Source organism: Klebsiella sp. C349492 (assembly GCF_042055345.1).
Lineage (GTDB): Bacteria > Pseudomonadota > Gammaproteobacteria > Enterobacterales > Enterobacteriaceae > Klebsiella > Klebsiella scottii.
Genome location: NZ_JANQCE010000001.1, coordinates 650606 through 666629, shown reverse-complemented (window position 1 = coordinate 666629; position 16024 = coordinate 650606). Strand labels below are relative to the sequence as shown.

The window sequence follows — 16024 nt, the reverse complement described above, 5'->3', positions numbered from 1 at the left end:
ATTATGGAAAAATCGCAAATAGCCAAAGGGATTATGGCCGGGCTTATTATTGTCCACGGCCATACCTTTGCGGCAGAAAATGAGGGGGAATCGGTCTTTTCTCCGCTCACTATTACCGATAACCCGCTGGCTGAAAAAAATCAGGTCGGCTCCTCTGAGGAGAGCTATACCCGCCCCGGAGCCTACAGTTCGCGTACGCTAAATAAAAACTTGCAGAGCCTGGATGCGTCGCTGCGCAGTATGGCGGGGACCTATACGCAAATCGATCCGCTGCAGGGTTCGATCAGCGTGAATATTCGCGGCATGAACGGGCTGGGCCGGGTGAATACGATGGTCGATGGCGTCACCCAGACCTACTTCGGCATGGCGCCCGCCAACTATCACGGCGGCGCCAACACCGCCGCCGGCGTCCCGCTCGACCCGAACTTTCTTGCCGAAGTTGACGTGACGCGCGGCAGCAGCGCCGGCTCTCAGGGCGTTAACGCCCTCGCAGGCAGCGCCAATATGCGCACCATCGGCATCGATGACGTTCTGCGGGAGGGACGCCAGGCGGGGGTACTTTCCCGCTTCTCGGTGGGCGATAACGGCCTGGGGCGCACCGGGATGGTGGCGGTGGCCGGTAAGACCGATACCTTCGAAAACGGCGGCGCCCTCGGCGCGCTGGTCGGCGTCAGCGGTAGACGAACCTATGCGACCTATAAAAACGGCGGCGGGCGCAGCAGCGAAGATTTTATCGGCGAAGATAATAAATATTTGCGCCAGGAGCCCCGCTCCCAGCTTTATAAGCTGAACTTCAATCCGGACCAGTTCAATAAAATTGAGTTTTCCGGCCGTAATTACAGCAACAGCTTTACCCGTCGCGACATCACCAGCGACGATTACGCCCTGCGCTATAATTACGCCCCGCTGAATGAGCTGGTGGAATTAAACCTGCTGGCCAGCACCAGCCGCGGAAATCAGGCGTACAAGCCGGAATCGCTGTATAACTTCAACAGTTCTTCGACCACCAATAAATCCAACGCTATCGATATTAGCAACACCAGTCGATTTAAAATGAGTGAGGATCTGTTTACCGTATTCCAGGTCGGCGGGAAATTAATGGATACCCGCTATACCCGGCGCTTTGTGCAGAATACTGAAACCGATCACAACGCCTTTGCTCCCGCCGGCAAACAAAAGATATCGTCCTTATACAGCAGCCTGACGCTGAACAAAGATATTTATCAGCTGGATCTCAACCTTAACTACACCCGCAGCCAGGTTACAGGCTACAAGCCGGCCTGCGGCGATAACGAGAAGTGTTTCCCGCAGGGGGAAAGCCATCTCAAGCTGGATAATACCGACGTTAATCCATCGGCAACGTTTTCCGCCCAGGTCACCCCGTGGCTACAGCCCTTCGTCAGCTGGAGCCGATCTTCCCGCGCGCCAAACGTGCAGGAGGTCTTCTTCGCTAACGAGGGCGGCGCCTCGATGAACCCGTTCCTCAAACCGGAAAAAGCGGAGACCTGGGAGGCCGGCTTTAATATCAATAAGCAGGGCCTGCTGCACGAGCAGGACAGCTTTCATTTAAAGGCGCTGGCGTACCGCTCGCGGATTAAAAACTATATCACCAGCGAATCCTTTTTCCTGTGCCACGACGGCAGGCTCTGTCAGGATATCGATAACGCATCCGACAGCTTCAACGCCAACATCTACATCAACGTACCTTCGACGGTAACCGCCACAGGTTACGAAATTGAGGCCGGATATGATATCGGCTTCGCCTATGCGAACCTCTCATGGAGCAAGCAGCACACCGATCAGCCCACCTCGATTGCCAGCACGGTTTACAGCTTTGCCTACAGCGACCTCAGCGACCTGCCCGATAGCTACGCCACGCTCGACGTCGGCGGCCGCCTCTTCGACCGGCGTCTGACCGTCGGCAGCCTGGTCAAATTCACCGGTAAAACCAAACGCCTGAGCACCGAGGGCATCAGCCTCGACAGCAATACCGTACCGAAAGAGGACATGCCGAATATCCCGACCATCATCGACCTCTACAGCACCTGGCAGGCGACCGACAACGTCCAGCTGCGCCTCAGCGTGCAGAACGTCACCAACCGCGATTACGCCGAAGCGCTGAACCGCATGAATCAGAGCGTCGATTACGCCCGGGCGGGCACGTCGGTGAATACCACCGCCCGCGGACGAACCTGGATCTTCGGCGGAGAGATCCAGTTCTGAGTTAAAACCCGGCGCGGGGTAATGCCCCGGGTTTATCCCGCGCCCCCACTTTTCATATCAGGAATAAAAAATGAATCGATTCAATTTAAGAACACGACTGGGATGCCTGCTTATTGCGGCTCTCCTGCCGGCCTCGGCGTTAGCCATTGACCCACCGCCGCGCGAAACCTCGCGCTTCGCCCTGAAGACCAATTACCTTCAGCAGGCGGATGAAGGGATTTACGAACTGGCCTTCGATAACGCCAATCAGTACGTGTTTGCGGCGGTAACCGACCGCGTGAACCGCGAGGCGAACAGAGGCTATTTATACGCCTTTAACCCGACGTCATTGAAAATTGAACATCGCTACGATATGCCGTACCGGGCGTTTTCCCTGGCGATGAATCAGCCGCAGCACCGGCTCTATATCGGTCATACCCAGTCGGCCTCGCTGCGGATAAGCATGCTTGATACCACCACAGGGAAGCTAACCAAAACCAGCGACAGGCTCAGCTTTAAAACGCCTAACGCCGCCGATTCTCGCTTCGAGCACCTGCGCCATATGGTCTACAGCCCGGATGCCGATACCCTGTTCGTGAGCTACAGCAATATGCTCAAGACGGCGCAGGGTACGCAGCCGCTGCATAAGCTGCTGATGCTCGACGGCACGACGCTGGCGCTAAAAGGCGAGGTCAAAGAGGCTTATAAGGGCACGGCCTATGGGCTGACGCTCGATGAAAAAACGCAGAAAATCTACGTTGGCGGCCGGGATTACATCAACGAGATTGACGCGAAAAAGCAGCAGGTGCTGCGCACCATTACCCTCCAGAATACGCAGCCGCAGCTGCCCAGCGCGCAGAATCTGGCGGTGGACTCCGACTCCGGCAGGATCTTTGTCGTGGCTTTCGACCATGACGATCGCAGCGGCCCCCGCGACGGGCTCTATATTTTCGATCTGCGCGACGGCAGGCAGCTGGGCTATGTGCATACCGGCGCCGGGGCCAACGCGGTAAAATACAATCCGAAATATAACGAGCTCTACGTCACCAATTTCACCAGCGGCACCCTCAGCGTAATCGATGCCGCGACCTACAGCGTGACCCGTGAATTCCGCACTCCGGTTTATCCAAACCAGATGGTGCTATCGCCGGATATGAATACCCTGTACGTCGGTATAAAGGAAGGCTTCAACCGCGACTGGGACCCGGACGTCTTTGTGGAAGGCGCGAAGGAGCGCATCCTGAGCATCGATTTGACGAAATCGTAGCCGACCGGCGCGCGGTCAGGACAAGGCAGCCAATCGTTTTTAGCGCATGATGCCTCTGATTGTATGGGCGGCCTGAAAAGGTCGCCTTTTTACGTTATAGTGCTCCGGTGCCGGAAACGCCTTGTCCGTTTCTGATGCCATTCTGGCCATTTTCAAATACGGCGGCTAACAGGCTGTTGTAAAACAGGAGTATACAAACATGCGCTTACTTCACACCATGCTGCGCGTTGGCGATCTGCAGCGTTCTATCGAGTTTTACACCAACGTGCTCGGCATGAAGCTGCTGCGTACCAGCGAAAACACCGAATATAAATACTCGCTGGCCTTCGTTGGTTACGGCGAGGAGAGCGATACTGCGGTTATCGAGCTGACCTATAACTGGGGCGTGGACAAATACGATCTCGGCAGCGCCTACGGCCATATCGCCCTTAGCGTGGATAATGCGGCAGAAGCCTGCGAGCGTATTCGTCAGAACGGCGGCAACGTGACCCGCGAAGCCGGTCCGGTTAAGGGCGGCACCACGGTTATCGCCTTCGTTGAAGATCCGGATGGTTACAAAATCGAACTGATCGAAGAGAAAGACGCCGGCAAAGGCCTCGGCCACTAACGGTTGCGGGCGCCCGTCGGCGCCCGCTGTTTTATCCCCTGACTGCTGCAAGGCGCGGCAAAATTTGCCATAATGCGCGCTACTTTTTTCCAGTAAAGAGAATCTGATGTCCGAGAACGTTCAACTTAATGGTCTGTGCGACCGTTTTCGCGGTTTTTACCCTGTGGTTATCGATGTCGAAACCGCCGGGTTCAATGCCAAAACCGACGCCCTGCTTGAGATCGCTGCCATTACGCTGAAAATGGATGAGCAGGGCTGGTTGATGCCGGACGAAACGTTGCATTTTCATGTTGAACCTTTCGAGGGTGCGAACCTGCAGCCCGAAGCGCTGGCATTTAACGGCATCAACCCTAACGATCCGGAACGCGGGGCGGTAAGCGAGTACGACGCGCTGCACGCGATTTTCAAAATGGTCCGCAAAGGGATGAAGGACAGCGATTGTAATCGCGCCATCATGGTGGCGCATAACGCCGCTTTCGATCTCAGTTTTACCATGGCTGCCGCCGAGCGCGCCGGGCTAAAACGCAATCCGTTCCACCCTTTCGTCACCTTTGATACCGCCGCGCTGAGCGGGCTGGCGCTCGGTCAGACCGTGCTGTCTAAAGCCTGCCTTGCCGCCGGTATGGCGTTTGATGGCACCAAGGCGCACTCTGCGCTGTACGATACCGACCAGACCGCCCGGCTGTTCTGCGAGATAGTCAACCGCTGGAAGCGTCTTGGCGGATGGCCGCTACCGCAGCCTGAAGCGGAATAAGAGACAAAAAAAAGCGACTTCACTGGAAGTCGCTTTTTTACTGGCAGCAAAATTATTCTGCTTTCGGCTCGTCGGCCTTGTACTTCGCCGCCGTTTCTTTGATCAGCTGCTGTAGCTCACCGCGCTGATACATTTCAATCACGATGTCGCAACCGCCAACCAGCTCACCATCAACCCACAGCTGCGGGAAGGTCGGCCAGTTTGCATACTTCGGCAGCTCCGCGCGGATGTCCGGATTCTGCAGGATATCTACGTAGGCAAAGCGTTCGCCGCACGCGGACAGCGCCTGCACGGTCTGAGCGGAAAAGCCGCAGCTTGGCAGTTTCGGCGATCCTTTCATGTACAACAGGATCGGGTTTTCAGCGATTTGACGTTCGATTTTTTCTACAGTAGTACTCATTGTCATGCTTCCTTAACTTCTATACGGCAGTAATTTGTCATTGTAGCGTCCTGAACGCAGGACAGATAATAACATTTTGTTCACTCGTTCTATTTTATCTTCTGTGGACTGAAGTTGCCTTAAAAATATTACTTCATCAGCCAGCGCGCCGTCCTGCCGCGCACTTTCTGTACAAGGCGGTCAATGTCTGGCATATTTTTTTGCAATTGTTAATCAAACGACACTTTAGATACAAAAGAGTATTAACTTTCAGGGTTTTTATGCATTAGAATCGTTGGGTTTTGTCATTCATGGTCAGGTATGTGTACATGTCTGTAATTAATCAGGGGAGTGCTCGGTGGCGCGGCTAAACAAAATCGCGATTTCGCTCTGCGCATTACTGTTTACATCTATCTCATTTACACCACTGGCGCATGCTTCAGGGCATACGCACGCCTCCGCCGCGTCAAAAGCGCATCAGGCAAAGGGCACCACCGAACGCAAGAAAAAAGTCTCCGGTCAGAAAACAAAATCCAGCGCCAAAACCTCCAGCAAGAAAGCATCGACCTCCTCCCGCGCCAAACACCCAACCCGCACCACCGCCTCCAGCCAAACGGCATTAAACCGTCAGGCCGCCGGCGGAACCAAAAAGTGCGTGTTGCGCAAGGGCTATAAAAAGCAGTGCGCGACGTCGGCTAAGTCAAACATCGAACCGACGCGGGCGATGGCCAGCGTGCAGCAGAAATGCGTCGTGCGGAAAGGCTACAAAAAGCGCTGTAAGCCAGTGGTTGAAGAGGAAGTGCCGCTGACGCTGGCCGATGCGCATAAGGTGCGGGTGCAAAAAGCGCAGAGCACCGCCATGTCGAAGCTGATGGGCCAAATTGGCAAGCCCTACCGCTGGGGCGGCACCTCGCCGCGCACCGGCTTTGACTGCAGCGGGCTGGTTTATTACGCCTATAAAGACCTGGTGAAAATTCATATCCCGCGGACGGCGAACGAGATGTACCACCTGCGCGATGCTCGCCCCGTAGATCGCGGTGAGCTGCAGAGCGGCGATCTGGTCTTCTTCCGCACCCGCGGCCGCGGCACGGCGGATCACGTCGGCGTGTACGTCGGTAACGGTAAATTTATTCAGTCGCCGCGTACCGGACGCGATATTCAGATTACCTCGTTAAGCGAAGATTATTGGGTTCGCCACTACGTTGGCGCCCGCCGCGTGATGACGCCTAAAACCATCCGCTGACGCCCCCTGCCGCGCCTGCGGCAGGTTAACTCTCTCTTTTGCCACATCTTTTAATTTGCTACTATCTCCCTGTGCATTACATGGTTATTGCACGCATTAATATAATAAGGAGAGTAGCAATGTCGTTCGAATTACCTGCATTACCATATGCGAAAGACGCCCTGGCGCCGCACATTTCCGCTGAAACCCTGGAATACCATTACGGTAAGCATCACCAGGCCTACGTCACTAACCTCAACAACCTGATCAAGGGCACCGCTTTTGAAGGCCACTCTTTAGAAGAGATCGTTCGTTCTTCCGAAGGCGGCGTCTTTAACAACGCGGCCCAGGTCTGGAACCACACCTTCTACTGGAACTGTCTCGCGCCGAATGCCGGCGGTGAGCCGGAAGGCGAACTGGCGGCAGCCATCGCTAAATCCTTCGGCAGCTTTGCTGATTTTAAAGCGCAATTCACCGATGCTGCGGTGAAAAACTTCGGCGCTGGCTGGACGTGGCTGGTCAAAAATTCCGACGGCAGCCTGGCGATTGTCTCCACCAGCAACGCCGGTACGCCGCTCACCGGCAATGCCGCACCGCTGCTGACCGTGGATGTCTGGGAACATGCTTATTACATTGACTACCGTAACGCCCGTCCAAACTATCTGGAGCACTTCTGGGCGCTGGTAAACTGGAAGTTTGTCGCGGCTAATCTGGCGGCATAAAACTCTACCGCAGAAGGGTTTCCCCTTCTGCGGTAATTATTATCGGCTGGCTAAGGCCTCTTCCGGCCGCGAGCGACCGCTGAACAACACCAGCATCAGCGCCACCCCGGCAATGATAGCGCCCATCACCGGAACAAATGCGTAGCCCAGGCCAGAGGAAATCACCGCCCCGCCGGCCGCCGCGCCGAGCGCATTCCCAAGGTTAAACGCTCCGATATTCACCGAAGAAGATAGCCCCGGCGCTTCGTGAGCCACGCGCATCACGCGCATTTGCAGCGGCGGCACCACGGCAAACGTCGCCGCGCCCCACACCACCATGCTGATGGCCGCGCCAATCTGCGACTGCGCCAGCAGCGGGATCGCCAGCATGATAACCATCAGCAGCAGTAAAAAGCCCTTCAGCGTGCCGGAAACCGAGCGGTCGGCAAATTTTCCGCCAAGATAATTGCCCAGAGAGAAGCCGACGCCAATCAGTACCAGCATCGCGGTGACGAACAGCGGCGAGGCGTGGGTAATGGTATGCAGCACCGGCGAAATATAGGTATAGAGGGTGAACATCGCCCCGGCTCCGAGTACGGTGGTCAGCAGCGCGGAGAGCACCTGCGGCCGCATCAAAACCGACAGCTCCTCCTTCACGTTCGGCCGCTGCCCTGCGCTGCCTTTTGGCAGCGAGAACCACAGGCCGATCATCGCCACCAGGCCAAGACCCGCCGTGGCAAGGAAGGACATGCGCCAGCCGATGGTTTCACCCAGCCAGGTCGCCGCCGGGACGCCGCCAATGTTGGCGATGGTCAGCCCCATAAACATAGTTGCCACCGCGCTGGCCTGCTTGTGTTTAGGGACCACGCTCGCGGCCACCACCGAGCCGAGGCCGAAGAAGGCGCCGTGGTTCAGGCTGGTGATAATGCGCGAAAGCAGCAGCGTGGTGTAATCCGGCGCCATTGACGAGAGGACGTTGCCAAGTGTGAAAATAGCCATCAGGAAAATCAGCGCACTGCGGCGCGCGCGATGCGACAGCAGCAGCGTCATCAGCGGTGCCCCGACCATCACGCCGATGGCATAGGCGCTGATCAGCATCCCCGCGGCGGGAATGGACACATCCACGCCTTTAGCGATAACCGGCAGTAATCCCATCGGGGAAAATTCGGTCGTACCGATACCAAACGCCCCAACGGCCAGCGCTAACAGGGGAAAGTTGATTTTCATTCAATGACTCCAGCAAACCGTCCTCAGCGACGGTATCTCATCAGAAGTCAAAAGCATGACATCAATCACAGAAAAACAAAAGTAAACGAAATGGCAAAAGATTTTTGCGAATTTGATAATAATGCGCGGGAACGGGGGGAAAGGAGCCTCTCCCCCGAAAAAATTAGTGCAGTACGGCGGTCAGCCCTGCGGCCACGATCAGACCCAGAACAATAATCGTCGTGGTCAGCGAAAACTTTAAATCTGTATCCATCAATTTTCCCCCTGATTATCCCCACAAGAAAAGTGAGCCTGCTCATTTTTGCACAATATTGCACAAAAATCTTCTGAGATTTAGGGTGATGCACATTTTTACTCTTCCCCTTTGCCGCAAGATCGGACAAAATCCCACGCTAATTTGAAAGCGTATCGGCCATTGACCCCTTCCTGTCGTTCTGTGTCGTTTCCCGACGTGATGCAATGTTGAACATTGTGCTCAGGGTGTGTATAGGCAAACGTTTCCGTATCGATAATCAGACGATCAGGTCAAGGTCTGGAGAGAGAAGTAATGGCAACAATTAAAGATGTAGCGAAGCGCGCAAACGTTTCCACTACAACAGTTTCACATGTAATTAACAAAACCCGCTTTGTGGCTGAAGAGACCCGCAACGCGGTATGGGCTGCCATCAAAGAGCTGCACTACTCTCCGAGTGCGGTGGCGCGCAGCCTGAAGGTTAATCACACCAAATCGATCGGTCTGCTGGCTACCAGCAGCGAAGCGGCCTATTTCGCCGAGATTATCGAGTCCGTTGAGAAGAGCTGCTTCCAGAAGGGCTACACCTTGATTCTGGGCAACGCATGGAACGATCCGGAAAAGCAGCAGGCCTACCTGTCGATGATGGCGCAAAAGCGCGTCGACGGCCTGCTGGTGATGTGTTCCGAATATCCGCAGTCGGTGCTGTCCATGCTGGAAGAGTACCGCAACATCCCGATGGTCGTCATGGATTGGGGTGAGTCCAAGGCTGATTTTACCGATTCGGTGATCGATAACGCCTTTGAAGGCGGCTATATGGCCGGTCGCTACCTCGTTGAGCGCGGCCACCGTGAAATCGGCGTGATCCCGGGTCCGCTGGAGCGCAATACCGGCGCCGGACGCCTGGCCGGTTTTATGAAAGCGATGGAAGAAGCGCAGATTAGCGTCCCGGAAAGCTGGGTTGTTCAGGGCGACTTCGAGCCGGAATCCGGCTACCGCGCCATGCAGCAGATCCTCAGCCAGCCGCATCGCCCGACCGCCATATTCTGCGGCGGCGATATCATGGCAATGGGAGCCATCTGCGCCGCCGACGAAATGGGCCTGCGCGTCCCGCAGGATATTTCGCTCATTGGCTATGACAACGTGCGCAACGCCCGCTACTTCAGCCCGGCGCTGACCACCATCCATCAGCCGAAGGATTCACTCGGCGAAGCCGCATTCAATATGCTGATGGACCGTATCGTCAATAAGCGCGAAGAGTCGCAGTCTATCGAAGTTCACCCGCGACTGGTCGAGCGTCGCTCGGTGATCGACGGCCCGTTCGTCGACTACCGCCGCTAATCCTGCCGTGGCGCCGGCTATTCCGGCGCCCGCAGCCACTCCCGATTTAACGTTTCGCTGTCGCCAAGATAGTCCAGCAGCCAGGAGAGAGCCGGCGAGATATCGCTCTGCTGCCAGGTCAGGCAGCACGCGGCGTCCGGGAACGGATTTTCCAGCTCCAGCGCCGTCCACTCGCCGCTATCGATTCGCGGGCGGGCGAAGTGCGACGGCACCATGCCGATGCAGAGTCCGGCCGACAGGCAGGTGGCCGAGGCGTCCCAGTCCGGCACCACCACCCTCTTCTGGTTATCCAGCAGCCACGTCGTGCGCTTGGGCAGCGAACGCGACGTATCCTCCCTGACCAGCGACGGCCAGTTGCGCAACGTGTCATCGCTCAGCGGGCCGCTCATTTTCGCCAGCGGATGGTGACTGGCCACCACGCAGTGCCAGCTCAGCATGCCCATATCGCGAAAGGCGTATCGTCCGCCGACCGGAATCGAGCGGGTCGCGCCGATGGCCAGCTCCACGCGGCCGTCGGCCAGCGCATCCCAGACGCCGTTAAACACCTCCTGAAAGACAATCAGCTCGACGTCCGGAAAGTGACGATAAAAATCGACAATCATCTGCCGCATCCGCGCCGGCTTAACGATATCGTCAACCGCGATCGAGAGCTGCCCGCGCCAGCCGTTGGCGATCTGCTGGCACTGACGGCGGGTGATCTGCATTTTTTTGATAACAGAACGCCCTTCCTGTAAAAACCACACGCCGGCCGGCGTGAGCTCAACGTCCCGGTGGCGGCGCTCAAAGAGCGGAACGGCCAGCCATTCTTCGAGCTGACGCACGGTGTAGCTGACCGCCGAGGGTACACGATGCAGCTCCTGAGCCGCCGCGCTGAAGCTGCCGTTGCGCGCAACCGCATCAACCACTTCAAGAGAGTATTCGGACCACATATTCTGCCTGCAAATTTTTTGAACGCATGTAACAAATATTAGCGTTTCACAAGCCAGAATGCACTCCCTACACTCAGCGGCATCTTACCTGCATCAGAAGAAAGAGAACTTTATGCAACAACCTGGGAAAGGATTTTTGGTTTGGCTGGCGGGCCTCAGCGTGCTCGGCTTCCTGGCAACCGATATGTATCTGCCGGCGTTTTCGGCGATCCAACAGGATCTCAACACTTCGGCGGCTTCGGTCAGCGCCAGCCTCAGCGTGTTTCTCGCCGGTTTCGCCATTGGTCAGCTGTTCTGGGGCCCGGTCTCCGATCGCTACGGGCGCAAGCCGGTGCTGCTCAGCGGCCTGGCGATCTTCGCCGTCGGCTGCCTTGGCATGCTGTGGGTGCAGAACGCGACCCTGATGCTGGCGCTGCGATTTGTGCAGGCCATCGGCGTCTGCGCGGCGGCGGTAACCTGGCAGGCGATGGTCACCGACTATTATCCAGCCCAACGTACTAACCGCATCTTCGCCACCATTATGCCGCTGGTAGGTCTATCGCCGGCCCTGGCGCCGCTGCTCGGCAGCTGGCTGCTCGCCCATTTCGACTGGCAGGCTATCTTCGCGACCCTGTTGGTCATCGCCCTGCTGCTGATGCTGCCCGCGTTACGCCTCAAGCCGGTGAGCAAGCCCGAGAGCGGTACGCAGAAAAAACTGACCTTCCTGGCGCTGCTGCGCTCACGCGAATATAGCGGCAACGTGCTGATTTACGCCGCCTGCTCCGCCAGCTTTTTCGCCTGGCTGACCGGCTCGCCGTTTATTCTGCATGACATGGGCTACGGGCCAACCGCAATCGGCCTGAGCTACGTGCCGCAGACTATCGCCTTTTTAATCGGCGGATACGGCTGCCGGGCGGCGCTGCAGAAATGGCAGGGGCAGCAGCTGCTGCCGTGGCTGCTGGTCATTTTTGCTATCAGCGTTGCCGCCACCTGGCTGGTGGGACTGCAGCAGGATGTCTCCATCGTGGCGCTGATGGCACCGTTCTGCGTGATGGCTATCGTTAACGGCGGGATTTACCCGATTGTCGTCGCTCAGGCCCTGCGGCCATTCCCTCAGGCCACGGGTCGCGCCGCCGCGCTGCAGAATACCCTGCAGCTCGGACTGTGCTTCCTGACCAGCCTGCTGGTGTCGACGCTGATTGCCACCCCGCTGCTCACCACAACCAGCGTGATGCTGGCCTCCATCGCGCTGGCCGGGCTGGGGTATGTCATGCAGCTGCGTACAACCCGTCTGAGCACCGAGTCGTCACACGCATAAAAGGGTTTCAGTGATGTTACGGTCCAGTAATTAGCCTGCTAATATCTTTTTATTGAAAGCCTTAAAATAGGGGCCTATACTGGATCCCGTATCACATAAATAGAAAGTTTATCGATATTAACGGGGGCAGGATGCCTCCCGTTTAACCATGGAAGGCCTTTCGGCAAGGGTTATCTCCCTTCCTCTGTTCTACGTCGGATAGCAGCTTCACGGATTTTTCCGTGAGATTTCTCACAATGCCAAAAAAAGCGTCTACGCTGTTTTAAGGTTCTGATCACTTGGGCGTGATGGAGAAGCTATGAGTTCATCGTGTATAGAAGAAGTAAGTGTACCAAATGATGACTGGTACCGAATTACAGCTGAGTTACTCGGTCGTGCGGGTATTGAAATTAATGGCCCCGCTCCCGCCGATCTACGGATAAAAAACCCCCTCTTTTTTAAGCGCGTACTACAGGAAGGGTCTCTGGGGTTAGGTGAAAGCTATATGGACGGCTGGTGGGACTGCGAGCGTCTGGATATTTTCTTCCACAAGGTGCTGCGCGCCGGGCTGGAAAACCAGCTTCCCCGCCATATCAAAGACACGCTGCGTATTGCTGCCGCTCGCCTGTTCAATCTGCAAAGTAAAAAACGTTCCTGGATAGTCGGCAAAGAGCACTACGATCTTGGCAACGATCTTTTTAGTCGGATGCTCGATCCCTATATGCAATATTCCTGTGCTTACTGGAAAGAGGCGCAATCTCTGGAAGAGGCCCAGCAGGCTAAATTAGATCTTATTTGCCGTAAGCTGCAGCTTGAGCCCGGGATGCGGGTGCTGGATATTGGCTGCGGCTGGGGCGGTCTGGCCTATTACATGGCAAAAAATTATCACGTTAGCGTGGTTGGCGTGACCATTTCTGCCGAACAGCAAAAAATGGCCCAGCAGCGGTGTGAAGGATTAGACGTCACTATCCTGTTGCAGGACTATCGCGACTTACATGATAGTTTTGACCGGATAGTTTCCGTCGGTATGTTTGAGCACGTGGGGCCGAAAAACTACGCGACCTATTTCGATGTAGTCGACCGAAATATGAAAGCGGACGGTCGTTTTTTACTGCACACCATCGGTTCAAACAAAACGGACCTGAGCGTCGATCCGTGGATCAATAAATATATCTTCCCTAACGGCTGCCTGCCGTCGGTACGCCATATTGCGCAAGCCAGCGAAACGCATTTCGTTATGGAAGACTGGCACAATATAGGCGCCGATTACGATACCACGCTGATGGCCTGGTACGAGCGGTTCCTCGCCAGCTGGCCGGATATTGCCGATAACTATACCGAGCGTTTCAAGCGCATGTTCAGCTATTATCTGAACGCCTGCGCCGGCGCCTTCCGCGCGCGCGATATTCAGCTGTGGCAGGTGGTGTTTTCTCGCGGCGTTGAGAACGGCCTTCGCGTTGCGCGCTAAGCCTGCATCCACCTATCACGCCTGCCGGTGGCTGCACCGGCAGGCTTTTTTTTGCCCCATCCTGTCTTTATTTCCGCGATGCTGCACGTTAGGCGCGGAAAACGCCTGCAGCGGGGCCTGGCACCCCGCTGAATCCAGCAGAAAGATCGCATAGCAGACGACCCGGGACTATTACTCTTCCGTCGCCTTTTGCACGGCCTCTTTCGCCGCCAGCACGCGCTCAACGGTATCGACCACCGCCTGCGTCTGCGGATCAATTTCGATATTCACCCGGTCACCCAGCTTTTTCACGCCCAGGGTGGTGCGCTGCAGCGTTTCCGGGATCAGGTGCACGCAGAAGCGCGTCGGCGTGACTTCGCCAACCGTCAGGCTGATGCCATCAACGCCGATAAAGCCTTTATACAGAATGTACTTCATCAGCGTCGGGTCCTGGACCTTGAACCAGATCTGGCGGTTATTTTCCGAGGTCAGGATCTTAACCACCTCCGCGGTGGTCATAATATGGCCGGACATCAGATGGCCGCCGATTTCGTCACTGAACTTCGCCGCGCGCTCGACGTTCACCACGTCACCCTGACGCACGGCGCCGAGGTTAGTAATACGCAGGGTTTCTTTCATCAGGTCAAAACTGATGCGCGCGCCGTCAATCTCGGTTACCGTCAGACAGCAGCCGTTGTGCGCAACCGACGCGCCGGTTTCAAGTCCGTCGAGCATGTGCTCAGGCAGTTCCACCACGTGGGTACGAAAGTTGGGCTTCTCATCGATGGACACCACTCTAGCGGTCCCCTGCACAATGCCAGTAAACATGCTTTGCTCCTGTAGAAATGCTCACAATATATTAATCGGGAACAATAACAGGTGGTAAATAAGGTTGCCAGCACGCATCGTGCCCTACCATTTTTTCACTGGCTTAATGGCTAATCCTCGCTACAATAGACTGGCTAATCCCTCTGTTTTTTCTTCTCGCTGCCATTTACGGCGGCTTTTTTAGTCTCAAAATAACAACAATATAAAGGTGTACAGGTGCAGAAGTACTTCATTGAAGCGCGTCAGTTGTTGGCACTGGCTATTCCCGTCATCCTTGCGCAGGTGGCCCAGACGTCAATGGGCTTCGTCGATACCGTCATGGCGGGCGGCTATAGCGCCACCGATATGGCGGCAGTTGCTATCGGAACCTCCATCTGGCTGCCGGCGATCCTCTTTGGTCACGGCCTGCTGCTGGCGTTAACCCCGGTCGTCGCTCAGCTCAACGGCTCCGGGCGCCGTGAGCGCATCGCGCACCAGGTGCGCCAGGGTTTTTGGCTGGCGGGGTTCGTCTCCGTGCTGGTGATGGTGGTGCTGTGGAACGCCGGCTATATCATCAGCTCAATGCATAATATTGACCCGTCGCTGGCGGATAAAGCCGTCGGCTACCTGCGCGCGCTGCTGTGGGGGGCTCCAGGCTACCTCTTCTTCCAGGTTGCGCGTAACCAGTGCGAAGGCCTGGCGAAAACCAAGCCGGGGATGGTTATGGGCTTCATCGGCCTGCTGGTGAACATCCCGGTAAACTACATCTTTATCTACGGCCATTTCGGGATGCCGGAACTGGGCGGCGTTGGCTGCGGCGTGGCAACGGCTTCCGTTTACTGGGTGATGTTTTTCAGCATGATCTCCTGGGTTCGCCGGTCGCGCTCAATGCGTGATATTCGGGGCGCCGAGGGGTTCAGCAAGCCGGATTTCGCCGTCCTCAAGCGTCTGGTTCAGCTTGGGCTGCCGATCGCGCTGGCGCTGTTTTTCGAAGTGACCCTGTTTGCGGTGGTTGCGCTGCTGGTGTCTCCGCTGGGCATTGTCGATGTCGCCGGCCATCAGATTGCGCTTAACTTCAGCTCGCTGATGTTCGTTTTACCGCTATCGCTGGCGGCGGCGGTGACTATTCGCGTCGGTTTTCGCCTCGGTCAGGGCTCAACCCTGGATGCGCAAACCTCCGCCAGAACCGGCGTCGGCGTTGGCGTCTGTATGGCCGCGATCACCGCGATTTTCACCATCCTGATGCGTAAACAAATCGCGCTCCTCTATAACGACAACCCGGAAGTGGTGGTGCTGGCTTCCCAGCTGATGCTGCTGGCGGCGATATATCAGATTTCTGACTCCGTCCAGGTCATTGGCAGCGGGATCCTGCGCGGCTATAAAGATACGCGATCAATCTTCTTTATTACCTTTACCGCCTACTGGGTTCTGGGGCTGCCGAGCGGCTACGTGCTGGCATTAACCGATATGGTCGTTCCGCGTATGGGGCCTGCCGGCTTCTGGTGTGGATTTATTATCGGGTTAACCTCCGCGGCGATCCTGATGATGCTGCGGATGCGCTTCCTCCAGCGTCAGCCGTCGAACGTCATTTTACAGCGCGCTGCGCGCTAGCCTCCTGCGGCGCCCCGTTTGT

At 56.4% G+C, this 16024-nt stretch carries 15 protein-coding genes; 10 read left to right on the top strand and 5 right to left on the bottom strand.

Going from position 1 to position 16024, the window contains the following annotated elements; genetic code table 11:
* The first annotated feature begins 3 nt into the window (after positions 1–3).
* The 4 genes from NWP14_RS03220 to rnt all read left to right on the top strand — a co-directional run bounded on the left by NWP14_RS03220 (position 4) and on the right by rnt (position 4830).
* Complete coding sequence (locus NWP14_RS03220) at positions 4–2223, top strand: TonB-dependent receptor domain-containing protein (RefSeq protein WP_375214761.1); 2220 nt, start codon at positions 4–6, stop codon at positions 2221–2223.
* 70 nt (positions 2224–2293) lie between these two features.
* A complete protein-coding gene (locus NWP14_RS03215) occupies positions 2294–3469 on the top strand; it encodes a YncE family protein (RefSeq protein ID WP_331834345.1) in 1176 nt (391 codons plus the stop codon).
* 199 nt (positions 3470–3668) lie between these two features.
* Positions 3669–4076, top strand: a complete 408-nt coding sequence (gloA, locus tag NWP14_RS03210) for a lactoylglutathione lyase (protein WP_041147656.1) — start codon at positions 3669–3671, stop codon at positions 4074–4076.
* 106 nt (positions 4077–4182) lie between these two features.
* The gene (gene rnt, locus NWP14_RS03205) at positions 4183–4830 is read left to right on the top strand and encodes a ribonuclease T (protein WP_375214760.1); all 648 of its coding nucleotides are present in this window, start codon (positions 4183–4185) and stop codon (positions 4828–4830) included.
* 52 nt (positions 4831–4882) lie between these two features.
* Here the strand turns inward: rnt and NWP14_RS03200 are convergent, their stop codons facing one another.
* Positions 4883–5230 (bottom strand): Grx4 family monothiol glutaredoxin, encoded by a 348-nt coding sequence (locus NWP14_RS03200; protein WP_095103052.1) that lies wholly within the window; start codon positions 5228–5230, stop codon positions 4883–4885.
* Between the two features lie 337 nt (positions 5231–5567).
* Here NWP14_RS03200 and NWP14_RS03195 point away from each other — a divergent pair, with 337 nt between their 5' ends.
* Together NWP14_RS03195 and sodB are read left to right on the top strand one after the other, a co-directional pair.
* Positions 5568–6452, top strand: coding sequence for a C40 family peptidase (locus NWP14_RS03195; RefSeq protein WP_331850374.1), 885 nt, complete (start codon positions 5568–5570; stop codon positions 6450–6452).
* A 119-nt stretch (positions 6453–6571) separates the two neighbouring features.
* Positions 6572–7153 (top strand): superoxide dismutase [Fe], encoded by a 582-nt coding sequence (sodB, locus tag NWP14_RS03190; RefSeq protein WP_095103048.1) that lies wholly within the window; start codon positions 6572–6574, stop codon positions 7151–7153.
* A 39-nt stretch (positions 7154–7192) separates the two neighbouring features.
* On the opposite strand, the gene NWP14_RS03185 is transcribed toward sodB, so the two are convergent.
* Positions 7193–8359, bottom strand: a complete 1167-nt coding sequence (locus tag NWP14_RS03185) for an MFS transporter (protein WP_095103046.1) — start codon at positions 8357–8359, stop codon at positions 7193–7195.
* 163 nt (positions 8360–8522) lie between these two features.
* Complete coding sequence (locus NWP14_RS03180; RefSeq protein ID WP_004862736.1) at positions 8523–8612, bottom strand: YnhF family membrane protein; 90 nt, start codon at positions 8610–8612, stop codon at positions 8523–8525.
* A 294-nt stretch (positions 8613–8906) separates the two neighbouring features.
* Between NWP14_RS03180 and purR the strand changes: the two genes are divergently transcribed.
* On the top strand, positions 8907–9932 hold the full coding sequence (purR, locus tag NWP14_RS03175) for an HTH-type transcriptional repressor PurR (protein WP_095103044.1): 1026 nt from the start codon (positions 8907–8909) through the stop codon (positions 9930–9932).
* Positions 9933–9949: 17 nt separating this feature from the next.
* Here the strand turns inward: purR and punR are convergent, their stop codons facing one another.
* Positions 9950–10861: a DNA-binding transcriptional activator PunR gene (gene punR, locus NWP14_RS03170; protein WP_123708176.1), complete on the bottom strand. Its 912-nt coding sequence runs from the start codon at positions 10859–10861 to the stop codon at positions 9950–9952.
* Between the two features lie 112 nt (positions 10862–10973).
* On the opposite strand from punR, the gene punC reads away from it, so the two are divergent.
* Together punC and cfa are read left to right on the top strand one after the other, a co-directional pair.
* Entirely contained in the window at positions 10974–12158 is a 1185-nt protein-coding gene (gene punC / locus NWP14_RS03165) for a purine nucleoside transporter PunC (RefSeq protein ID WP_095103039.1), read from the top strand.
* Positions 12159–12456: 298 nt separating this feature from the next.
* Positions 12457–13605 carry a cyclopropane fatty acyl phospholipid synthase gene (gene cfa / locus NWP14_RS03160; protein WP_095103037.1) on the top strand — a complete coding sequence of 383 codons (1149 nt, stop codon included), beginning with the start codon at positions 12457–12459 and terminating at the stop codon, positions 13603–13605.
* A 171-nt stretch (positions 13606–13776) separates the two neighbouring features.
* Here the strand turns inward: cfa and NWP14_RS03155 are convergent, their stop codons facing one another.
* On the bottom strand, positions 13777–14412 hold the full coding sequence (locus tag NWP14_RS03155) for a riboflavin synthase subunit alpha (protein WP_095103035.1): 636 nt from the start codon (positions 14410–14412) through the stop codon (positions 13777–13779).
* A gap of 216 nt (positions 14413–14628) precedes the next feature.
* Here NWP14_RS03155 and mdtK point away from each other — a divergent pair, with 216 nt between their 5' ends.
* Positions 14629–16002: an MdtK family multidrug efflux MATE transporter gene (mdtK, locus tag NWP14_RS03150; protein WP_095103033.1), complete on the top strand. Its 1374-nt coding sequence runs from the start codon at positions 14629–14631 to the stop codon at positions 16000–16002.
* Positions 16003–16024: the final 22 nt, after the last annotated feature.